13 protein-coding genes are annotated in these 14308 nt (G+C 30.9%); 5 read left to right on the top strand and 8 right to left on the bottom strand.

Annotated features, from left to right (window positions below):
• Positions 1 to 4 precede the first annotated feature (4 nt).
• Positions 5 to 1534, bottom strand: a complete 1530-nt coding sequence (dnaB, locus tag Q1A15_RS08615; RefSeq protein ID WP_299621789.1) for a replicative DNA helicase — start codon at positions 1532 to 1534, stop codon at positions 5 to 7.
• Between the two features lie 126 nt (positions 1535 to 1660).
• On the opposite strand from dnaB, the gene Q1A15_RS08620 reads away from it, so the two are divergent.
• The 4 genes from Q1A15_RS08620 (at position 1661) to lysA (ending at position 6025) form a co-directional block, all read left to right on the top strand.
• On the top strand, positions 1661 to 2728 hold the full coding sequence (locus tag Q1A15_RS08620; RefSeq protein WP_299621792.1) for a DUF3810 domain-containing protein: 1068 nt from the start codon (positions 1661 to 1663) through the stop codon (positions 2726 to 2728).
• A gap of 2 nt (positions 2729 to 2730) precedes the next feature.
• Positions 2731 to 3279: a hypothetical protein gene (locus Q1A15_RS08625; RefSeq protein ID WP_299621795.1), complete on the top strand. Its 549-nt coding sequence runs from the start codon at positions 2731 to 2733 to the stop codon at positions 3277 to 3279.
• Positions 3280 to 3307: 28 nt separating this feature from the next.
• Complete coding sequence (gene pepT / locus Q1A15_RS08630; protein WP_299621798.1) at positions 3308 to 4546, top strand: peptidase T; 1239 nt, start codon at positions 3308 to 3310, stop codon at positions 4544 to 4546.
• A gap of 276 nt (positions 4547 to 4822) precedes the next feature.
• Positions 4823 to 6025 (top strand): diaminopimelate decarboxylase, encoded by a 1203-nt coding sequence (gene lysA, locus Q1A15_RS08635; RefSeq protein WP_299621801.1) that lies wholly within the window; start codon positions 4823 to 4825, stop codon positions 6023 to 6025.
• 201 nt (positions 6026 to 6226) lie between these two features.
• Here the strand turns inward: lysA and Q1A15_RS08640 are convergent, their stop codons facing one another.
• The 4 genes from Q1A15_RS08640 to rpsF all read right to left on the bottom strand — a co-directional run bounded on the left by Q1A15_RS08640 (position 6227) and on the right by rpsF (position 10649).
• Positions 6227 to 9424 (bottom strand): TonB-dependent receptor, encoded by a 3198-nt coding sequence (locus Q1A15_RS08640; RefSeq protein ID WP_299621804.1) that lies wholly within the window; start codon positions 9422 to 9424, stop codon positions 6227 to 6229.
• 115 nt (positions 9425 to 9539) lie between these two features.
• Complete coding sequence (gene rplI, locus Q1A15_RS08645; protein WP_299621807.1) at positions 9540 to 9989, bottom strand: 50S ribosomal protein L9; 450 nt, start codon at positions 9987 to 9989, stop codon at positions 9540 to 9542.
• 15 nt (positions 9990 to 10004) lie between these two features.
• Positions 10005 to 10301, bottom strand: coding sequence for a 30S ribosomal protein S18 (rpsR, locus tag Q1A15_RS08650; RefSeq protein ID WP_072554894.1), 297 nt, complete (start codon positions 10299 to 10301; stop codon positions 10005 to 10007).
• A 6-nt stretch (positions 10302 to 10307) separates the two neighbouring features.
• Positions 10308 to 10649: a 30S ribosomal protein S6 gene (gene rpsF, locus Q1A15_RS08655; protein WP_299621815.1), complete on the bottom strand. Its 342-nt coding sequence runs from the start codon at positions 10647 to 10649 to the stop codon at positions 10308 to 10310.
• Positions 10650 to 10781: 132 nt separating this feature from the next.
• On the opposite strand from rpsF, the gene Q1A15_RS08660 reads away from it, so the two are divergent.
• Complete coding sequence (locus Q1A15_RS08660; protein WP_299621818.1) at positions 10782 to 11660, top strand: sterol desaturase family protein; 879 nt, start codon at positions 10782 to 10784, stop codon at positions 11658 to 11660.
• Between the two features lie 19 nt (positions 11661 to 11679).
• Here the strand turns inward: Q1A15_RS08660 and Q1A15_RS08665 are convergent, their stop codons facing one another.
• The 3 genes from Q1A15_RS08665 to Q1A15_RS08675 all read right to left on the bottom strand — a co-directional run bounded on the left by Q1A15_RS08665 (position 11680) and on the right by Q1A15_RS08675 (position 14148).
• Positions 11680 to 12747: a hypothetical protein gene (locus Q1A15_RS08665; protein ID WP_299621821.1), complete on the bottom strand. Its 1068-nt coding sequence runs from the start codon at positions 12745 to 12747 to the stop codon at positions 11680 to 11682.
• 62 nt (positions 12748 to 12809) lie between these two features.
• The gene (locus Q1A15_RS08670) at positions 12810 to 13601 is read right to left on the bottom strand and encodes a hypothetical protein (protein ID WP_299621824.1); all 792 of its coding nucleotides are present in this window, start codon (positions 13599 to 13601) and stop codon (positions 12810 to 12812) included.
• Positions 13588 to 14148 (bottom strand): sigma-70 family RNA polymerase sigma factor, encoded by a 561-nt coding sequence (locus Q1A15_RS08675; RefSeq protein WP_299621827.1) that lies wholly within the window; start codon positions 14146 to 14148, stop codon positions 13588 to 13590. Before Q1A15_RS08675 ends, Q1A15_RS08670 begins: the two co-directional genes overlap by 14 nt.
• Between the last annotated feature and the right edge of the window lie 160 nt (positions 14149 to 14308).

The raw sequence follows: 14308 nt of genomic DNA on the forward strand, positions 1-14308 counted from the left end.
TATTTTAAAACGGAACATCATCATTAAAATCTGGAGTTGAAGGTGGTTCTGGTGCTCCAAAAGCATCTGCTGCAGATGGAGATGGTAAAGAACCAGACTCAAATGTGTTCATACTTGATTGGAATTCGCTACTAAATCCTTCTTCTAAATCTGAGAATTTAGCTAAGTGTCCTGTAAATTTCAAACGAATATTATCTAATCCACCATTACGGTGTTTTGCAACAATAAACTCTCCTTGTCCCTCACATGGCGAATGATCATCATCATCCCACTCTGTCATACCATAATATTCTGGACGGAAAATAAACGATACAATATCGGCATCCTGCTCAATCGCTCCAGATTCACGAAGATCGGATAAAAGTGGACGTTTACTTCCTCCACGAGTTTCTACCGAACGTGATAACTGCGATAATGCAATTACTGGTACATCTAATTCTTTTGCTAAAGCTTTTAAGTTACGGGAAATCATCGAAATTTCTTGCTCACGGTTACCTCCTGCTCCACCAGCTGTCATTAACTGTAAATAATCAATAATTAAAATTTTCACACCATGTTGTGACACCAAACGACGCGCTTTTGCACGTAAATCGAAAATAGAAAGAGCTGGAGTATCATCAATAAAAATAGGCGCATCAGACAGTTTCTTCACTTTTACATTTAATTGCTCCCATTCATGTGGTTCAAGATTTCCTTTACGTAATTTTTCAGAAGTTAATCCTGTTTCAGAAGAAATCATACGAGTAATTAACTGTACCGATGACATCTCCAGAGAGAATAATGCAACTGCATGATTAAAATCGATTGCCATATTTTTTGCCATCGAGATTACAAATGCCGTTTTACCCATACCAGGACGAGCTGCAATAATAATTAAATCGGTTGGTTGCCAACCAGAAGTAAGTGCATCTAACTTGGTAAAACCAGTTGCCAAACCACTCATTCCTTCTTTATTCGAAATTTCTTGAATTTTATTTATCGCTTGTTGTACAAGAGATTGTGCATTTTCTGCTCCTTTTTTAAGGTTTCCTTGTGTTACTTCGAAAAGTTTTCCTTCGGCATCATCTAATAAATCAAAAACATCTGTCGTTTCATCATAAGCACTTTCAATAATTTCCGAAGAAATAGAAATTAATTTTCGTTGAATAAACTTCTCTAAAATAATTCTAGAGTGAAATTCAATATGTGCAGAAGAAGCTACTTTTTGTGTTAATCCGATAATATAAAAATCTCCACCAGCTATTTCTAACTTCCCATCTTTTCTTAACTGATTAGAAACCGTTAATAAATCAATTGGTTCTGAATTCTGGAATAACGCATAAACCGCAGCATATATCTCTTGGTGTCTTCTATCATAAAAAGCGTCAGGATGCAAAATATCGATTACTTCATCGATCCCTTTCTTATCCGTCATCATTGCCCCCAATACGGCTTCCTCAAGATCTAATGCTTGTGGTGGAAGCTTTCCTTTTTCTAAATTAACAACTTTAGATCGGTCAACTCTACCTCCCCTTAAACTTTGTGTTTTCTCCATGGTGACAAAAGTAATTTTTTAGGTTCAAATTGTTCCTTGTTTTATGCATTTTTCTTTTTTCACAAAAAATGTAAACAAAACTGTTACTAATGTGTTGATAACATTTTTGTTTTTTATTTTTACGTAATGAAACTACGAAATAAACATCTATTTCTAGCAATTTTATTGCCCATACAATATTTTATTGTACAATTTTTAAGCCAAAAATCTACTTTAATTGAGGAATATTATTCTAACGGAATTTATCCTTACATCTCACGATTTCTAAGAATTCTTCTTGGTTGGCTTCCTTTTTCTTTTGGTGATCTTTTAGGATTGATACTTATTGTACTTCTAATACAACAAGTTTACAAATTAGTTAGAAATAGATTTAGAGGAATACTTTCTAAACTAGTTCAATTTGTAGGAGTACTTTCTATTATTTATTTCTGTTTCTATTGTTTTTGGGGATTAAATTATTTCAGAAAACCTTTAGCTGAGAATTTAGGATTACAACAATCAAAATATACAACAGAACAATTGGTTCGCACTACGAAAAAAACAATTGAAATCTTCAATAAAATTCATTTTGATATTACTCAAAACGACACATTAAAAATTGAAGTTCCATATTCTTCAGGAGAAATTTACGATAAAGTTCCAGCTGCTTATAAAAAAGTGGCTTTTGATTATCCTCAGCTGGCTTATAAAAGTCCAGCTATAAAAAATTCTTTAGTCAGCTTATTTCAATCCTATAACGGTACTGCAGGATATTTAAATCCTATTACTGGAGAGGCTCAAGTAAATAGTATGTTACCAAAGGCTGGTTATCCAGCAACTACTTGTCATGAAGTTGCGCATCAGATCGGTTGGTCTGCTGAAAACGACGCCAACTTTTTAGGTTTCTTAGCTTGTACCTATAGTGATGATATTTACTTTAATTATTCTGGTTACAGAATGGCTTTTCGCTATTGCATGAGAGAAATCAGAAAAAGAGATAAAGAATTGTATAAAGAGCTATGGAAAACAGTAAATAAAGGAATTAAAAAAGAATTAAACGATAATTATCTATTCTGGAAGAAATATGAAAATCCGATAGAACCTTACATTAAAAAAGGATATAACTCCTATTTAAAAGCGAATAATCAATCAAAAGGGATAGAATCTTACAGCTATGTTGTAGATTTGCTTATTGCTTATTTTGAACAAAAATAATTATGACAAAGTATTTACTATTTATCTTTAGTGCTCTTTTATTTATCTCTTGTGATTCTAACGAATTAGGTAAAGAATTTAACTGCAAATCGTCTTCACTGGGGACTTTAGAAACTGTAGAAGATTTCAAGAAAAATTTTACAGCTAAATTTCCAAATCACTGGAAAATAAACTTATACTATGAAGATGCTGTTTCTTCTATTTATGCAGCAGATACAACTTTAACTTTATCGGAAGCTACATTAATCGATATTTCTTTTATTACTAATCCTGATAATATTGATGATGATTTTATTTATAAAGTAAAAAGAGATAATGAAGAACTTCAACTTACCGAAGTAAAATCTAAACGATTAAAATTCAAAAGAAAAGACGCGTATTACAATTTAGCTAAAGGAAAAAGAGGAAAGTTCAATTATCATATTTTAAATCTGTACGGGAAAACACAAAAAGGTTTTATCCATGCTAAGACAGAAATTTATGGTGATTCTTTAATTAATGAAAGACTTTGCTCTGCCATTTCGCTAATTAATGATATACAAATGAAATAAACATTCAAAACAAACAAAACATTACTTAATGAACAAACAGAATATAATTAATAGGTTTATTAAATACATAACCATCGATACTGAATCTGATCCTACGAATCCAGCTTTTCCTAGTACAGAAAAACAATGGGATTTAGCCAAGGTATTAGAACAAGAATTGATAGCAATTGGAATGGAAGATGTAGAGTTAGATGAAAACTGTTATCTAATGGCTACATTACCTAGTAATATTGATTATGAAGTACCAACGATTGGGTTTGTTGCACACATAGATACAAGTCCAGATTTTACTGGAGCGAATGTAAAACCGCAAATCCATGAAAATTATAACGGAGAAGATATCATATTAAACGAAGCAGAAAATATTGTTTTATCTCCGTCATACTTTGAAGATTTACTTTTATATAAAGGACAAACTTTAATTACTACAGACGGAACAACTTTATTAGGAGCCGATGATAAAGCTGGTGTTACTGAAATTGTTTCTGCAATGGAATATTTAATTCAGCATCCAGAAATTAAACATGGTAAAATAAGAATTTGCTTTACACCTGATGAAGAAGTTGGTAAGGGAGCTCATAAGTTTGATGTTGAAAAGTTTGGTGCGCAGTGGGCATACACTATGGATGGAAGCCAAATTGGTGAGTTAGAATATGAGAATTTTAATGCTGCAGGAGCTGTAGTAACTGTAAACGGTAAAATTGTTCACCCTGGTTACGCTAAAGGAAAGATGGTAAACTCTATGACTATTGCTAGTCAGTTTATAAATGCTTTACCAGCTGAAGAAGTTCCTGAACATACAACTGATTACGAAGGATTCTTCCATTTGCATAGTATAGAAGGAAAAGTAGAACAAACTGTTTTACGATACATTATTAGAGATCATGATATGAACCTTTTCCAAGAGCGAAAAGAAACAATAAAATCTATTGCAGTTAAAATAAATGAAGAATTAGGTAAAGATGCTATTCAAGTAGAAATTAAAGATCAATACTTTAATATGCGTGAAAAGGTTGAGCCTGTAATGTATATTGTTGATATTGCTGAAGAAGTAATGAAAGATTTGAACATTACTCCTTTAATTAAACCTATTCGAGGAGGAACAGACGGATCTCAATTATCTTATAAAGGATTACCTTGTCCAAACATTTTTGCTGGTGGACATAATTTCCATGGACGTTACGAATACGTACCAGTAGAATCTATTATAAAAGCTTCAGAAGTAATTATTGGTATTGCTGAGAAAATTACAGTAAAGTTTAAATAGGAATTACATACATATTATAAAAAGAAAAAACTCTGGTGAAGAAATACCAGAGTTTTTAATTAACCTCCTATTAAAATCAAATATATGAAAACACTCCCATCAATTTTGATTTCACCGACAAAGATAAAACTTTTTTTTACCAAAAACCAAGTAAAAATTGCAATTTGTAATAAAAAAATGTAATTTTTTTACATAATAGGCTATTGTGTTATATTCTCACATTCAATTTTTTTTCTTTTTTTATATCTCTACATTTGAAAAAAATTAATTTTAAAAATGGAGAACAACTTACTGTTAGATTTAGCAAAAAAGCACGGAAGCCCTCTGTATGTATATGATACAGAAAAGATTATCAGTCAATACAAAAGAATTACTAAAGCTTTTTCTAAGGTAAAAAATGTAAAAATTAATTATGCTACTAAGGCATTATCTAACGTTAATATACTAAAGGTATTTAATAAATTAGAAAGTGGCTTAGATACAGTTTCTATACAAGAAGTTAAGCTAGGATTATTAGCTGGATTTGAACCAAAAGACATTATTTACACTCCAAATGGCGTTTCTTTAAAAGAAATTGAAGATGTTGCGAAGCTAGGTGTGCAGATAAATATCGATAATTTATCTATTCTAGAATTATTCGGTCAAAAACATCCAAACATTCCTGTATGTATTAGAATTAATCCGCATGTTATGGCTGGGGGAAATTCTAAAATCTCTGTGGGACACATCGATTCGAAATTCGGAATTTCTATACATCAGGTTCCTCATATCAAAAGAGTGGTAGAAAATACAGGTATGAATATCAATGGTATTCATATGCATACTGGTTCTGATATTCTTGATGTCGATACTTTTTTAATGGCTACAGAAATTCTTTTTAATACTGCAAAAGAGTTCAAAAATATTGAGTTTATTGATTTTGGTAGTGGATTTAAAGTTCCATATAAACAAGGAGATATCTCAACAAATATTGAAGATTTAGGAAAGCATTTATCGAAAAGATTTAATGATTTCTGTAAAGAATATGGTAAAGACTTAACACTAATGTTTGAGCCTGGTAAGTTTTTAGTAAGTCAAGCTGGTTATTTTCTTGCTACAGTAAATGTTATCAAGCAAACTACTTCTACTGTATTTGCTGGTATCGATAGTGGATTAAATCACTTGATTAGACCTATGTTTTATAATTCTTATCATTTTATAGAAAACCTTTCTAATCCTAAAGGAAGAGAACGTTTTTATAGTATTGTAGGTTATATCTGTGAAACAGACACATTTGGCACAAATCGTAGAATTAATGAAATTAGAGAAGACGATATTTTATGTTTCCATAATGCAGGAGCATATTGTTTTTCTATGGCTTCTAACTACAACTCTCGCTACAGACCTGCTGAAGTAATGGTTCATGAAGGTAAAGATTACCTGATTCGAAAAAGAGAGACTTTCGACGATATTTTAAGAAATCAAGAACTAGTTATATAAATCAAAAACTCCGACTAACGTCGGAGTTTTCATTTTTCTTATATAATTAAATAATCCCCTAAATAAATTATATAAAAGTATATGCATTAGCAATTTGCAACTTATTCTAATATTTTAAACAGGAAAAACCCTGTTTTTGAAATGGGAAAACCGCAATTTAAATTGCGGTTTTCTGCATTTATGTATTTTTTACTTGTAATATTAGAATATGTAGCGTAAACCAAGTTGCATTTGCCAACGAGAATTTAAACTTGTATCAAACGTAAAAGTTTCTACTAAATTACCATCAAAGGTATAAGTAGGAACTCCAGTATTTTGATCTACTACAACACCTAATGGTTGAACATTTACTGGCTGTTGTACAACTCCCCAAGCTGAATTAATTAAGTTTCCAACATTTAAAATATCTACACTTAATTGAATGGTATTTTGTTTGTTTTCTGAAACATTGAAATTAAAATCTTGTAATAATTTAACATCCCATCTGCTTCTCCAAGGTGCTAAAGCTCCGTAACGTTCTACGTACTGCCCTCTTCTACCATTTAAATAATCATCTTGTTGGATATATTCTTCAAAAGCTTGTGCCTGTCCAGCACCAGAAAATTGCATTTGAGTAACTTCAGCTGAAGTAGGTACATATAATAAATCGTTTACTCTTGATCCATCATTATTAATATCTCCACCATAAGTATAGTTAAATCTTCCTCCTTGTGCATATTCAAAGAAAGTAGCTATAGTTGTTGCAAATTTATCGCCTGCGTAATTAAACTTCTTTGAAGCAACACCGATAATTCTATGTGTATCTCCGTATCTAGAAAAAGCCAATACATCGTTATTTGCATTTCCTATTACAGGATTGAAAGCAAAAGCATCACCAGTGATTTCTGCTTCAATTGAATTTACATCTTTAGAATTTAAATAACTATATGCAATATTTGTATACAAACCATTTTCAAATGATTTCTCTACTTTAAAAGTGGCATTATATGTTCTTCCTTTATCTGAATTTGTAAACACATAAGCATTCGTTTGACCTCCAAATTGATTTAACGCTTTATCTGCATCTGTATACACAGATCTAGTATCTCCAGGAGCAACTAAATTACCTGTAGGATTACTTAATCCCCAATTTTGTACATGAGCTCCATTAATATCTTGTGTGTATGCTAAATCAGTACTTACTACAAATCCGTTTTCAAATTTATAATCTAGACCGATATTTGTTCTCCAAACTTGTGGAAATTTAAAATCTTTATCTACTGTTTGATAGAAAAAGAAATCGACTCCTTGAACTTGGTTTCCTAACCATACGAAAGGTAAACGGCCTGTAAATAAACCTGTTCCTCCTCTTACTTGTAATTTATTTTCTCCATTTACATCCCAATTAAATCCTAATCTTGGAGAAATTAACCAATCGTTAGATGGTAAATCTAAAGAACTTAATGTTGTAGCTTGATTATTTTCTGGATCGAAATAAATGTTCCCTGGTTGGTAAGTTCCTTTTCTATCTATATTTTCCTGAATCTTTTCTTTAGTATCGAAAAATAAAGGCTTATCGAAACGAACTCCGTACGTCAACTTAATATCATCATTAATCTCATATTCATCTTGTAAATAAAAAGCTAACTGACCTACATTAGTTTCTGCTAAAGACCATCCATCTGGATTTCCAACTCCATTGGCTGTTAATGAATTGTTAGCTGAAATTGCTGCATCAAACTGAGCTTGATATGTCGCTACTAAAGCAGCTTCTCCTGCTGCATCTAAGTTTCTAAAATCGTTGATTGATCCTGATGGAAAGAATACTCCTTGAGCTCCGTAAGCACCTAAATTAAACGAGTTATCAAACATGAATTTTTCAAAAGAAAAACCAACTGTAATTGTATGATTTCCTTTAAAGAAGTTCATGTTATTTGTAATTTGAAGTACTTTTTGATCTAATGTATTATTGATAGAAAAAGGCTCGTGACCAGCGATAATATAATTTGAAGATCCAGCAGCATCTAAAATAGTGATTGAAGGTGCTGGCGTAGATAATGGATTTCTAAAATCATCAAACTGAGTATAACCTATTTGTAATTTATTCGAAGTTTCTTCATTAAAATTAGAGTTTAATTCTAATAAGAAAGAATCGATATTGTTATTAATTTCGTATCCAGCATTTTCAAACTGTAATGTAGCTGCACTTGGTCCTCTAAACCCTAAAGCTGTTGGATGTGCAGGATTTTCCTTTGATGCTCTTAAGAAGTTATAGATAAAGGCTAATCTATGTTTTTGATTTACATTCCAATCTAATTTAAAAATACCTTTTACAGATTCCTGATCGAAAGTAAATCCTTCTATAGCTCCAGGATTGTAAAATACATCATTTCCTTGTGCATCTGTTCCAATTACAACCTGACTTAAAATATTGTTTACTAATTGTAAATCGTCTCTTGTAACTCTAGAATCGTTAACTCCTATAGTAGTTCCAGAACTTGGTTGAAAATTAGAACCTAAGTCTACTCTATCATCTTTTTCAAAATTAGCAAAGAAGAATAGTTTATCTTTAATTATAGGTCCGCCAATACTTACCCCGTATTGAACTTGATTTAATTTAGGTTTAAATACATCAAAACCTGAAATTTTTCCACCAGTTAAATCTTGGTTTCTATAAAAACCATAAGCAGTTCCTTTAAATTCGTTAGTTCCACTTTTTGTAACTGCATCTACAGAAGCTCCTGTAAAACCAGCTAAAGTAACATCATAAGGTGCTACAGAAACAGAAATTTGTTCAATTGCATCTAAAGAAACCGGTTGTGCTCCTGTCTGTCCACCTGGAGTTGCTGCATCTAATCCGAAAGGATTATTAAAAATTGAACCATCTAAAGAAAAGTTATTGAACTGATCGTTTCTACCTCCAAAAGATCCATTACTAGCAGTAGGCTCTAATCTTGTAAAATCTGCTGCTGAACGAGAAATAGTTGGTAATGTTTTTAACTGAGTCGCAGATACACTTGTTTGTGCTCCTGTTCTATCACTATTAAAAATTTTACTTTTAGATGCAGAAATAACAACCTCATCAAGAGTTTGCCCGTCTTCAGATAAAGAAGCATCTATGTTTGTTGTTTTTCCTAAAGTTAAAAAAACGTTTTCTACTTCTTTAGATTTAAAACCTAAAAAACTAAATGTGATTTTATACGGTCCACCTACACGTAAGTTGGGTACTGTGTATTTTCCGTTGTCTTGTGCTACCGCACCTGAAACTGTACCAGAAGGTACGTGTAACACTACAATATTAGCTCCAAATAATGGTTCTCCAGCACTATCTGTAACCGTACCTTTAATTTTAGAGGTGGTTACTTGTGCACTAATATGTAATGACAAAAAAAGTAAGGCTAAATAAAAAAGCTTTTTCATTACAAAAGATTTAGTTTTATGTGATTATGATTAATTCGTTAAAACAAAGCTAACAAAAAAAGCACGCTCAAGAATGAGCGTGCTTAATTTTTTAAAAGTAAAATTAACTGATTTCTTACTTCTCAGCTACTACTTCAAATAAGATATCTACAACAACAGATCTATGTAAACGAACTGCAGCATTATATTTACCTAATCTTTTTACGTTACCTCCAGTAACTTTGATATATTTTTTCTCGATTTCAGTTCCTTGCTTAGCTAAAGCTTCTGCAACGTCTGCATTGTTAACCGATCCAAATAATTTATCTCCAGAACCTACTTTAGAAGCGATTTTGATTTCGTATCCTTTAACAGTTTCTGCTACTTTGTTAGCGTCTTCTACTAATTTAGCTTCTTTAAAAGCACGTTGCTTTAAGTTTTCTGCTAATACTTTTTTAGCTGAAGAAGTAGCTAAAATTGCATATCCTTGAGGTATTAGGTAGTTACGTCCATAACCATTCTTAACAGTTACAACATCGTCTTTAAAACCTAAATTTTCTACGTCTTTTTTTAATATCAATTCCATTGTTCTACTCCTTTATTATTTTAACATATCTCCAACGTAAGGCATTAAAGCTAAGTGACGAGCTCTTTTGATTGCTTGCGCAACTTTACGTTGATATTTTAATGAAGTTCCTGTTAAACGTCTTGGTAAGATTTTACCTTGCTCGTTTACTAAATACATTAAGAAATCTGCATCTTTGTAATCAATGTACTTGATACCGTTCTTTTTGAAACGACAGTATTTAGCTTCTTTCTTAGTTTCAATGTCAAGCGGAGTTAAATAACGTACTTCTCCTTGCTTGTTTCCTTTTGCTTGTTGTTCAATTGATGACATAACTGATTACTTTTTTGCAGATTTAACACGTTCTCTTCTCTTCTCAGCCCAAGCTGCAGCATGCTTGTCTAACTTTACAGTTAAATAACGCATGATACTATCGTCACGTCTGAACTCTAATTCAAACGCTGCAATAATTTCACCTGATACTTTGTAATCGAATAAGTGATAAAAACCACTTTTCTTCTTTTGAATTGGGTACGCTAATTTCTTTAATCCCCAATCTTCTTTGTGGATCATTTCTGCACCTTTAGAAACCAAATAGTCCTCGAACTTTTTTACTGTTTCCTTTATCTGAGTCTCAGATAAAACGGGATTCAAAATGAAAACAGTTTCGTAATGATTCATAATTAAAAATTTAATATATTTTTTAAAGTTTGCAAATATAGCATTTATATCTCGAATTTAATAATTAAGGTTAAGATATTTTCTTTTAGTATATTGAAAAACCAAAGCCATTAATTTATATACCACTAAAATATGCCTAATCTTATACATTATGCAATCCCATTTTTTGTGATTACTGTTATTGCTGAAGCTATTCTAACAGTAAAAGTTAAACTCGAAGATTATGAGTTTAAAGATGCTTACACTTCTATTTTAATGGGACTAGGAAATGTTTTTATTGGACTATTTACAAAAGGATTAACTCTTGGTTTATTTTTATTCTTGTACGAATATCGATTATTTACAATTCCTGCAACGTGGTGGTCTTGGATTATACTTTTATTTGCTGAAGATTTTGTGTATTACTGGAATCATAGGATAGCACATGAGTCAAGATTGTTTTGGGCAAGTCATGTTGTGCATCATTCTTCTAAAAAATACAATTTAAGTACTGCTTTACGACAAACGTGGACTGGCGGATTTTATACTTTTATATTTTGGCTTCCGCTAGTTTTTATAGGTTTTCATCCTGCAATGATTATATTTCAGATGAGTATTAGCTTATTATATCAATATTGGATTCACACAGAATTGATTGATAAAATGCCAAAATGGTTCGAAGCTATTTTTAATACTCCTAGTCATCATAGAGTGCATCATGCTACTAATCCGCAGTATTTAGATAGAAATCACGCTGGAATTTTTATTATTTGGGATAAACTATTTGGAACTTTTGAAGCAGAAGATGAAAAACCTGTATACGGATTAGTAACTAACATCGAAACTTATAATCCTGTAAAAATAGCTTTTAAAGAATGGTATAATATGATTACCGACACTGTGAAAAGCAAAACTACTTTTGGAAAACGATTGTTATACCTTATAAAGCCACCAGGATGGAAACATGATGGAACTGGAACTTTATCTACCGATTTAAGAAAAGAATGGGAAGAAAAAAAAGCAACAAATTAATTGTTGCTTTTTTTTAAAATTAATGTAGATCTAAACGAACTCCTAGAGATAAATTTCTAATATCTGTATTTTTAAACAAAGGATTAAGATCGTATTTCACATAAAGTCCGTACCATTTGTAGGCCAAATAAGCACTTAGTCCATAGTTTAAGGTATTCATATTAAATGATCCTCTTTGTACCTCTTCTATTTCGACTCCTGTATTGTTTCTGTATTCTAGATATTGTCTTGATCCTAACTTAAATCCTACAAAACCTCCAAGACCTAAACGAATTCCTTTATTAGTTCTATCTTTTACAAAACCATCTTCATATTCTCTATTTTTAGAAAAATCGAATTCTAAGTGCATTGGAAAAGTCATTTGTACGTGACGTAATCTACTTTCTGAAAGTGGTTCAGAAAATGCTACTATATCAGTTTGATTTCCATTTACCTCATGAACCTGATTATTATCTAATCTTAAGTTATTCCATAAGAAAGAAAGTCCGTATTTAAAATATGTTTTAGAAGGTTCTTTAGAAAGTCTTGTTTTTAAAGAAAAACCAATTTCGTAGAAATGTGATTGCCAAAATCTGTATTCAGAATCGTTAAGTGATCCTAAATCATTATTTAGAAGCACATTATTTACCCCCATAGCTAAAACGATCTGACTTGTAGTTCTTTTATTTCTCTTTCTTTTCCATTTAAAGAAATTATCATCATCATCACTAAACATTTTAAATTTAAACGTTCTTTTACCAATAGAAAACGTATCATAATCGTCATCTTCACTCGCTATTTTTCCATTAGTTTTATCTTGAACTAATTGTTGAAGCTTAGTTTCTTGCTTAGCTACTCTATTTTCAATATTAGCTGCATGAAGTTCTGCTGCTTCTTTTTTTAATTGTTTAGCTTTCTCTTCAGTAATCTCACCTTTACTTAATTTATCGTTAATCGTTTTAACTTTTTTCTTTAAGCTATCTTTCTCTTGTTTGGTAATTTTTTCAATTTTTAGTGAAATTCTTTTTACCTCTTTTTCAAAAGTTTTTTCTTGAGCTTGTCCATAGGTAGTACATAGAAGTACTAAAATTAGTAGTATTCTTTTCATGTTTTAAATTTAAGATTAATGTAAATTAAAGCTTGGTTAGTCTAATTATCGATAATTTTTTCCTAGTTATTTCTGTCTACAATTGCAACAATAACATCGGTTAGTTTAAGTTTAAACTTGTGCATAAAATTCTCTTTAAAATCATCTTCTTGGATAGACAATTCAATTTCGGCCAGAATTGATTCGGGATCTACCTTTAAATTAGATTTTTTGAGTTGTTGTTGTACTGTATCAATAATACTATTTCTATTGATGTTATATTTCGCGTAGTATGCTTGAACTTCTTGAGGAGTATGAGTTACTGCATATAATAAATCATCTGGATTTACGCGAATTCTCTTATTTGTTTTAATTATTGTTATTGTTTCTAAAGATTTATCCGTTTGTTCTTTAACAGGTTTTTCTTTTTCAACTGGAATTTGAGCTAAAACATTTTCTATCTCTTTCGTATCTGGAAGTATTAGTTTTTCCTCTTTCTTAATTTGAATAGGTTTTGTAATTGCTACCTCTTCTTTATTATCTTGTATAACCTCTTTAGATTCTTTTATTTGATTCTTAATTTCCGTTTCTTTTTCTAAAATAGTCGTTGGTATATTATCTTGAACCACTATTATGTTATTTGGAGCTTCTATGTTTTCAGAATTTTCACCTTGTAAAAAGAAAGAAAAACCTAAACCTATTAATAATACTAAACTAGCGGCATAAAGTAAAAACCTATATTTTTTCTTCGTTCGCTTATTTTGTTCTTGTTCATCTAACTTATTGCTCAGTCTTTCCCAAGCAGAATTAGATGGAGTTAATGTTCTATCTCTAAACTTCTCTCTTATTTGATTTTCAAAACTATCTTTCTGCATCTTTAATCCTATTCATTTTAATATAATTCGCCTGTAACCATTTACGAGCTTTAAATAATTGTGATTTAGAAGTACTCTGTGAGATTGACAACTTCTCTGCAATTTCTGAATGTTTATAACCTTCTATTGCATATAAATTGAAGACCATTTTATAACCTTCTGGTAAATTATCAATCAATTTTTGAATATCTTCTATTGAAGTCGATTCAATATTATGAGTTACCATACTATTGAATTGATATTCTTCATCGGTAAGTTCGAGCTGATTTTTTTTTCTGAGATAGGAAATACATGTATTTACCATTATTCGTCTTATCCAACCTTCGAAACTTCCTTCGTTTTTAAATTTTTGTAAGTTTTCGAAGACTTTTAAAAAACCTTGAAGCATTAAATCTTCTGCGTGGTGAATATCTTTTACATATTGTCTACAAATACCAAGCATTTTAGGAGAAAATTCATTAAAAATTTGCTCTTGTGCTTGACGATCTCCTTTAATTGCTTTTTTTAATCGAAGCTGAGATTTTGTATGTAATGATATAATTTTCAATCTATCTTCTTTGTTGCTTACAAATATATAGACTACAAGAGTTTGAAAAAGGTTGCCTGAATAAAAACATAAAACCTCCTAAATGGAATTTTAGAAGGTTTAAAGCTACATACACAGATGTAAATCGGGGGAAAGAAAGTATCTTGTAATTAGATTTATT

Source organism: uncultured Tenacibaculum sp., from assembly GCF_947495995.1.
Lineage (GTDB): Bacteria > Bacteroidota > Bacteroidia > Flavobacteriales > Flavobacteriaceae > Polaribacter.

Excerpts from the sequence above, each read along its gene's own strand:
- dnaB (WP_299621789.1), bottom strand. The coding sequence starts at position 1,534 with ATGGAGAAAACACAAAGTTTAAGGGGAGGTAGAGTTGACCGATCTAAA.
- Q1A15_RS08620 (WP_299621792.1), top strand. The coding sequence starts at position 1,661 with ATGAAACTACGAAATAAACATCTATTTCTAGCAATTTTATTGCCCATA.
- Q1A15_RS08625 (WP_299621795.1), top strand. The coding sequence starts at position 2,731 with ATGACAAAGTATTTACTATTTATCTTTAGTGCTCTTTTATTTATCTCT.
- pepT (WP_299621798.1), top strand. The coding sequence starts at position 3,308 with ATGAACAAACAGAATATAATTAATAGGTTTATTAAATACATAACCATC.
- lysA (WP_299621801.1), top strand. The coding sequence starts at position 4,823 with ATGGAGAACAACTTACTGTTAGATTTAGCAAAAAAGCACGGAAGCCCT.
- Q1A15_RS08640 (WP_299621804.1), bottom strand. The coding sequence starts at position 9,424 with ATGAAAAAGCTTTTTTATTTAGCCTTACTTTTTTTGTCATTACATATT.
- rplI (WP_299621807.1), bottom strand. The coding sequence starts at position 9,989 with ATGGAATTGATATTAAAAAAAGACGTAGAAAATTTAGGTTTTAAAGAC.
- rpsR (WP_072554894.1), bottom strand. The coding sequence starts at position 10,301 with ATGTCATCAATTGAACAACAAGCAAAAGGAAACAAGCAAGGAGAAGTA.
- rpsF (WP_299621815.1), bottom strand. The coding sequence starts at position 10,649 with ATGAATCATTACGAAACTGTTTTCATTTTGAATCCCGTTTTATCTGAG.
- Q1A15_RS08660 (WP_299621818.1), top strand. The coding sequence starts at position 10,782 with ATGCCTAATCTTATACATTATGCAATCCCATTTTTTGTGATTACTGTT.
- Q1A15_RS08665 (WP_299621821.1), bottom strand. The coding sequence starts at position 12,747 with ATGAAAAGAATACTACTAATTTTAGTACTTCTATGTACTACCTATGGA.
- Q1A15_RS08670 (WP_299621824.1), bottom strand. The coding sequence starts at position 13,601 with ATGCAGAAAGATAGTTTTGAAAATCAAATAAGAGAGAAGTTTAGAGAT.